The sequence below is a fragment of the Streptomyces sp. NPDC059037 genome (assembly GCF_042740015.1).
Classification (GTDB): Bacteria; Actinomycetota; Actinomycetes; order Streptomycetales; family Streptomycetaceae; genus Streptomyces.
The window spans coordinates 2,124-9,074 of sequence record NZ_JBHYIG010000355.1 but is presented as its reverse complement, the minus strand read 5'-3'; the positions used below and the strand labels follow the sequence as shown (position 1 = coordinate 9,074).

The following is a 6,951-nucleotide window of genomic DNA, read 5'->3' as shown; positions in this document are numbered from 1 at the left end:
GGCGGTAAGCGGCTCTGGCGAAGTCAGGTGCGGTTCGGGTGCGCCCCCGAAGGGGCGCGGGGCTGTGACATGTGCGGCTCCGCCGCGTGGGCGCGACCAGCCACGACAAGGCCGCAGACGAGGTTAATCTGTGCCCATGCCCCGCTACGAATACCGCTGCCGTTCCTGCGGCGACTCCTTTGAACTGAGCCGCCCGATGGCCGAGTCCTCGGCCCCCGCCGTCTGCCCCGCCGGGCACGACGACACCGTCAAGCTGCTCTCGGCGGTGGCCGTCGGCGGGACGAGCGCCGCGCCCGGCCCGAGCGCCGGTGGTGGTGGCGGAGGCGGCTGCTGCGGCGGGGGCTGCTGCGGCTGAAGTCGCCACAGCCGCAGCCCTACCTCGACGCCGCGAGGAACCCCCGCAGGATCTCCTCCCCGGCCGCGACCCCGCGCTCCGGCAGCACCGTGAGGCCCGGTGCCGTCCACCCCGTGTCGGCCAGTTCCCCGTGGCCCGGACGCCACGAGCGGTCGGCGGCCAGGAGCAGATCGGCGTCGAGGAGCGAGTCCCCGGCCGCGAGGATCTCGTCGGCGCCGATCCGCCGTGCCACCTCGCGCACCGCCGCGCTCTTGGTGAGCGGCTTCGGCACGGCGTAGATCTTGCGGCCCTGCAGCGAGACGGTCCAGCCGCGGCCTTCCGCCCACTCGGCGAGCTCCTTGACCCAGCCCTCGGGCAGCAGGGAACGCTCGACGACCAGATACGCGAAGAGGTCCTCGGCCACCCGCTCCTTCAGGAGCCAGGCCGGGTCGGCGGTGCGCACCATGTGCGCGCGGACCTCGTCGAGCGAGGCGCAGTCGGCGGCGATGCGCCGGTCGACGTCCGCCCGCCATTCGGGGTCGGACACCCCGTCGACCAGGAGATGCCCGCCGTTGGCGCAGATCGCGAACTTCGGTGCGGGGCCCGGCAGATGGATGCGGCCGTACTGCTCGCGCGTACGCGTGGTCGTCGGCACGAAGACCGTGCCGCGGCCGACCTCGCCGAGCAGCCCGGCGGCGGTCTCGGTGACGTACGACAGGGGCTTGCTCTCGTAGACCTCGACGCAGAGCAGGCGCGGCGCGTCGGCGTCGGGCATGGTCAGGCCGAGCGCGGCGGCGGAGTAGATGAGGGTGCGGTCGAGGTCGCTGGCGACGAGTACCGTCCGGTTCGTGCTCACTTGGCCGCCACCGCCTTGCCGTCCGTGCCGGTGGCGCCGCGCGTGAACTGAGGGTGGATCAGCCCGACGCAGGTGTAGGGGAGTTCGTCCACTTCCTCGACCGGTACGCCGCGCTGTTCGGCGAGGAGTCGTACGTGATCGAGGTCGGCCCCGGCGCCGGCCCGCGCCAGGATCTTCCAGGGCACGCGGCGCAGCAGCACGCGCGTCGTCTCGCCGACGCCCGGCTTCACCAGGTTCACGTCGTGGATGCCGTACTCCTCGCTGATCCGCTCGACGGCCGCCCAGCCCTCCCAGGTCGGTGCCCTGTCCGCCGAGAGCACCTCCTTGACCTGGGCGTCGACGGCTTCGGTCACCTCGTCGAAGCGGTCCACGACGGCGTCGATGAAGTCGAGGGAGACGTCGGTGCCGGCGAGCTCGCGGTAGAACTTGCCGCCGTGGAAGTCGTCCGGGCCGACCAGGTCGGCGCGGAGCACGGTGCGCGATATCAGGCCGGACACCGTCGAGTTGAGGCAGGCGGAGGGGATGAGGAAGTCCTCACGGGTGCCGTAGGTGCGCACGCACGAGCCGGGGTCGGCGAGCACGGCGATCTCCGGGTTGAACCCGGTGGGCCCGCCCGACTCCTCGAACTCCCGCACCGCGTCGGCCAGTTCACGGGTGATCGCGCCCTTGCCCGTCCATCCGTCGACGAAGACCACGTCGGCCGGGTCGTGGTGGGCGGCGAGCCAGCGCAGCGCGTTGGCGTCGATACCGCGCCCGCGCACGATCGACACGGCGTAGTGCGGCAGGTCGAGACCGTGCCGGTGCTGCGCCCAGCGGCGCATCAGTACGCCGACGGGCGTGCCCGCGCGGGCAAGGGAGACGAGGACCGGACGCGGGGAGCGCTCGGCGAGGACGGTCTCGGTGACGGTGCCGACGGCCTGCGCGATCCGTGCGGCGGAGGTGTCGAGCGCGGCCCGGAACAGCTCCTGGTACTGCGGGCTCGGCTGGTACTCGACCGGCAGCGACTCGGCGTAGTGCGCGCCGCCGCTCTGTATCGCCTCCTCGCGCTCCTCGGTGGGTGCTTCCAGCGTCACGTCCGAGAGGTCCTGCAGCAGCCAGCCGACGTCTTCGGGCGCGTACGAGGAGAAGTCGGGGCCGCGGAGGGGCTCGGGCAGCATGGGGGGCCTTTCGGGGACGTACTCAGGGACGCGCTCGGGGACGTACTCAGGGACGTACGAGGGAACGACGGCGAGCAGGACCTGCGGGGTGTGCGCGGCGAGCTGCGCCAACAGGCCGTCGGGGGCGTGCAGTCGGGGCCCGTCGCCCACGGAGTCGACCACGGCGACGATCGCGTCGAAGCCGCCGCCCGCGACGTTGTACGCGTACCGCTCACCGGGCCCGTCGGCGGGCTCGTCGTGGGCGGGGAAGACGAGGCGGCTGCGGATGGCGTAGCCCGGGTCGTCGACGGCAAGTACGGGCGAGCGGGTGGTGGTGGAGTACCGGACCTCGGCGTCGCTGCCGCCCAGCCACTCCTCCAGCGCCTCCCCGAGGGCCAGCGGCGCGTACATCAGCTCTTCGAAGCCGAGGACGAGGACGCGGGCAGGGACGGGTGCGGAACCTGGGGCCAGCGCCTGGGCGAGGCGTTCCGCCATCCCCGGCAGCGCCGCGTCGAGCACGGCCCGGTGCTCGGGCGTGAACCCGTGGCGGCCGCCGTCCGGTACACCGGCGGGCCAGTCGAGCTCGACCCGGGTGACGGTGCCGCGCTCCCGGCGCGGCGCGGGAAGCGGCGCCGCCGTCTCGTGCTCTGCGACCAGCGCCTGCCCCTTCTCCAGGACGCCATCCGGCAGCCGCACCGTGCCGGACGCCATCGCGATCAGGTCGACGCGCGCGCCGATTTCCTCGGCGAAGCCGGCCAGGCGGCCCTGGTCCTCGGGCGAGCGCATGTCGACGAGCGCCACGATGACGTACCGGTCGCGCGGATAGCGCTCGTGCAGCGCGCGGATGGTGTTGAGGACCGTGTTGCCGGTGGAGAACTCGTCGTCCACCAGGACCAACGGGCCGTCCCCGGCGAGGAGTTCGGGGTCGGCCGGGAGCAGCAGGTGCGAGGTCGCGTGCGAGTGGGACTCCTCGAAGCCGCCCGCCTGGCGCACCCCGTCGACCGGGCGGCGCGTGGAGTGCAGATAGGGCGCGAGGCCGATGCCGTCCGCGACGCTGTGACCGAGGCCCGTCGCCGTCTCCGCGTAGCCGAGGACGACCGCACGCCGGGCCTCGGCGTCGCCGAGCAGGGCGCGCGCCCTGACACCCAGGTCGTGCCCGGCCGCGTACACGACAGACGGCCGCTGGGGCACATGCTTGCCGAGGACGTTCGACACCAGCAGGTGCGCGCGCTTGGGGTTGCGGCGCAGGGCGAGCCCGAGCAGTTCGCCCAGGCTCGCGTCGCCGATGAGCTCCACGCCGAGCCGCTCGGCGACCCACGTCCCGGACCACACCGCGTCGTCCACCACGTCGTCGTTCACAGTCCTCGCACAGTCCTTACGTTCCTTGCGTTCCTTGCGTTCTTTACCGTCGGCCGGAGAAGGTCCGGCCGGGAGAAACGGGCGCCCGGCGGTCAACCGGAGAGCCCGGCGGTGAGCAGCTCCACGAAGCCGATGTCCTCGCGCGCGACACCGAACACCTCGGCGCGCTGCAGGGTCCGCTCGGCCCAGGCGCGGTGCGGCTTCACCTCGTTCATCTTGTTCGTGTACGCCGAGCGCATGACCCCGCCGCCGCCCCGCTCCGGGCGCAGGATGTCCTCGGCGTCGCTGAACTCCTCGTGGCTGACGACCGAGAGGGCGTGCACGGGCAGCACGTGCGAGGGGTGGATGCAGGTCTTGCCGAGCAGGCCGTTGGCCCGGTCCAGCTCGATCTCGCGGAGCAGCCCGTCGATGTCGTGCTCGATGAGCGCCTGCCGCAGCTCCTCCGCCCGCCCTTCCAGGAAGGGGCTGCGGCGCAGCTGAGGCTTGAACATTCTCTCCTGGACGCGGAAGTACTCCCACACCGGACCGGTCACGGTGAAGCCCGTGCCGTCGGCCCTGCCGAGGAGATTGACCACGTCGGCGATGACGGAGGCCACGATGTGGACGTCGTACGCGGTCATGTGCGGCGGCCTGCGCAGGCCGTACGCGGAGCAGAAGTCGGTGACGCCGAGGCGCAGCGCGAGCACCCGCTCGCGGTACTTGTCGACGGTGCGGGCGATCCCGGCGAGGTTCTCCGTGCGGCTCTCCAGGTGCAGCAGCTCGGGCGATTCGAGGACGGGCATCGCGAAGAGCCGCCGCCCGGTCGCCGCCTCGGCCGCGGAGAGCGATTCCAGGAAGGGGACGCCGCGCTCCTCGGTGAACTTGGGGAGCACGAATCCGGACAGCAGGCGGATGCCGTCGCCGAGGCGCTGGGCGAGGTCGGTTATCTGCTCGGGGGTGCGGACCCGGATGAACAGCAGCGGCGGCTTGGCGTCCTTCCGGGCGGCAAGCTCCGCGAACTGTCTGACCAGGTTCTCCTCGGCCCCGACGACTTCCGCGTCGTCGATCGAGTCTTCGAGGCAGAGCACCATCGAGATCACGCCACGCCCGGCCTGCTTGAGGATGTCGTCGGCGAGCCGGGGGCGTGTGGCAGGGCTGTACAGCGTGGCGCCGAGCGCCGCCGCAAGCAGGCGGGGAGAGGAGTCGGCGGTGAAGTCGCACGGCTCCCGATGGAAGAGGCGCTGTCGCACCTCTGGGGCAATATGCCCGAAATGACGCATGAAATTCCCCTGTACTCGTCGGCGCGGTCCGACGTGATGTGGCCGGTAATAGTACGTAGGGACGGGTGTCAAGGGTTCCCCATGGGCATGAAATTCAGGTAACCCGGCCATGTCAGACACAGACACCACACACAGTCACCCCCGCGTTGTCCCGTCCGCGACCGGGAAGGCAGGATGACCGCATGACGCACGCGATGTTGAAGGGGTCGAACGTCCCGCTCGAAGCCACGGCCGTCCGCGCCGTGCTGCGCTGGACCCCGGGACAGGGAGTCCCCGACGTCGACGCGTCGGCTCTCCTCCTTGGCACCGACGGCCGCGTGCGGTCCGACGAGGACTTCGTCTTCTACAACCAGCCGCGCCACCCCTCCGGCAAGGTCTGGCGGCTCGGCAAGAAGCGGGTCGCCGAGGGCCTGACCGACACGATCCAGACGGACATGGCGGGCCTCGATCCGGCGGTGAGCCGGGTCCTGCTCGTCGCATCGGCGGAGGACGTCCCCTTCGAGCGCGTACGCGCGCTGCGGATCCTGCTGTACGACGCCGCCACCACCGAGGGCGAACCTCTCGCGTACTTCGACATCACCCCGCAGACCGGCGCCGAGACCGCGCTGATCTGCGGCGAGCTCTACCGCCGCGCCGACGCCTGGAAGTTCCGGGCCCTGGGCGAGGGCTATCTGAACGGCCTGGAGGGCCTCGCCGGCGACTTCGGCATCTCCGTGGACGAGTCGGAGGCCGTGCCCGAGCCGACGCCCGAGGCCTCGCTCCCGCAGCCGGCCCAGGCCCAGGCCCAGCCGCAGCCCGATCCAGGGCCCTTCCCGTCGTCCGCCGCGCCCACCGCGCCGGTCCCGCGGCCCTTCCCCGCGCCGGCGCCCCAGCCCTCGTACGGCTATCCGCCCGAGCCCACGCGCCAGCCCATGCCGCAGCCTTCGTACGGCTATCCGCAGCCCGCGCCCGCCCAGCCGGCGCCGGTCGCACAGCCCTCGTACGGCTATCCGCAGCCGGTCGCGCCGATGCCCGACCCGAACTTCCGGCTGCCCCCGCAGGGGCCGCAGTTCCTGAACCGCTGAGCGGCGGCGGGCTCGACAGGGGGCGTTCGGCGCCCCGCGTCGGGGCACTCAGCCGCCGCCCGCCTTGGCCTTGTAGCCCCGGCCCCACTGCAGGCCCCAGCCGTACAGGCGGTCGAGCTCGGCCTGGAAGCCGTACACGAACTTCACCTCGCGGCGCACGACCAGCTCGCCCTTGACGTTCTCCAGCGAGGCCACGGCGCACGACCTGGCCTGCGGCTGGCGCTCGTCGAGGTCGATCTCGATCCGCGGGCCGTTGCTGGGGTAGAGCGTCACCTTGGCGTGCGTACGGTCGAAGGCGGGCGTCTGGTCGTAGATGTACGCGAAGAACAGCAGCCGCTTGATCGACTCGCGGTGGTCGAGGTTCACATAGATCGTCTCGCCGGACGGCGAACCGAACCGGTCGTCACCGCTCAGCTTCACGTACGGCGGCGCGTTGAGGCTCCCGAAGAAGCTGCCCAGCGGCTGTACGACGCCCTTGGCGCCGTCCACCATCTCGTACAGGCAGCCGATGTCCAGGTCCACGTTGACCACGCCCTGGGTGTGCGCCTGCACCACGTCGGGCTGGAACATCTTGAAGGGGTGCCGCAGCAGGCCGCCGCCCCCGCGCTGCTTGCCGATGATGTCGGACGTACGCATCTGCCAGGAGAGGTTGACCCGCAGATTGCCGGTGGCCGCGCCCTGTTTGTTGAGCGAGACCGTCGGATGCCGCTTGGTGAGTTCGATGGAGTTGGTCGCGGCGCTGCCCGACTCGAAGTCCATCGAGCGCCCACGCCATAAACCGTCCCAGAAGGACATTGCCGCCCCCAAAGTCGCGTGCGTATACCGAACGGGGCGGGGGTGTGGGGAGGGACACCCGCAACACCCCACCCCCCGGAGGAGAGAAAGGTGAGCCCCCGCACCCCACCCACGAGAAGAAGAAGAACAAGAAAAAAACGCCACAGAG

At 71.6% G+C, this 6,951-nt stretch carries 6 protein-coding genes; 2 read left to right on the top strand and 4 right to left on the bottom strand.

What is annotated here, in order from left to right; translation table 11 throughout:
- The first annotated feature begins 136 nt into the window (after positions 1-136).
- Positions 137-355, top strand: a complete 219-nt coding sequence (locus ACFWY6_RS41425; protein WP_360762609.1) for a zinc ribbon domain-containing protein — start codon at positions 137-139, stop codon at positions 353-355.
- Positions 356-374: 19 nt separating this feature from the next.
- Here the strand turns inward: ACFWY6_RS41425 and ACFWY6_RS41420 are convergent, their stop codons facing one another.
- From ACFWY6_RS41420 to ACFWY6_RS41410, 3 genes are all read right to left on the bottom strand, one after another.
- Positions 375-1,190 (bottom strand): HAD family hydrolase, encoded by an 816-nt coding sequence (locus ACFWY6_RS41420; RefSeq protein WP_384701857.1) that lies wholly within the window; start codon positions 1,188-1,190, stop codon positions 375-377.
- A complete protein-coding gene (locus tag ACFWY6_RS41415; protein WP_384701854.1) occupies positions 1,187-3,685 on the bottom strand; it encodes a phosphoribosyltransferase in 2,499 nt (832 codons plus the stop codon). Before ACFWY6_RS41415 ends, ACFWY6_RS41420 begins: the two co-directional genes overlap by 4 nt.
- Positions 3,686-3,777: 92 nt before the next feature.
- A complete protein-coding gene (locus tag ACFWY6_RS41410) occupies positions 3,778-4,944 on the bottom strand; it encodes an HpcH/HpaI aldolase/citrate lyase family protein (RefSeq protein ID WP_361822774.1) in 1,167 nt (388 codons plus the stop codon).
- A 182-nt stretch (positions 4,945-5,126) separates the two neighbouring features.
- Between ACFWY6_RS41410 and ACFWY6_RS41405 the strand changes: the two genes are divergently transcribed.
- On the top strand, positions 5,127-6,008 hold the full coding sequence (locus ACFWY6_RS41405) for a TerD family protein (protein ID WP_384701850.1): 882 nt from the start codon (positions 5,127-5,129) through the stop codon (positions 6,006-6,008).
- A 48-nt stretch (positions 6,009-6,056) separates the two neighbouring features.
- Here ACFWY6_RS41405 and ACFWY6_RS41400 read toward each other — a convergent pair whose 3' ends face one another.
- A complete protein-coding gene (locus ACFWY6_RS41400; RefSeq protein ID WP_361822779.1) occupies positions 6,057-6,803 on the bottom strand; it encodes a Tellurium resistance in 747 nt (248 codons plus the stop codon).
- Positions 6,804-6,951 lie beyond the last annotated feature (148 nt).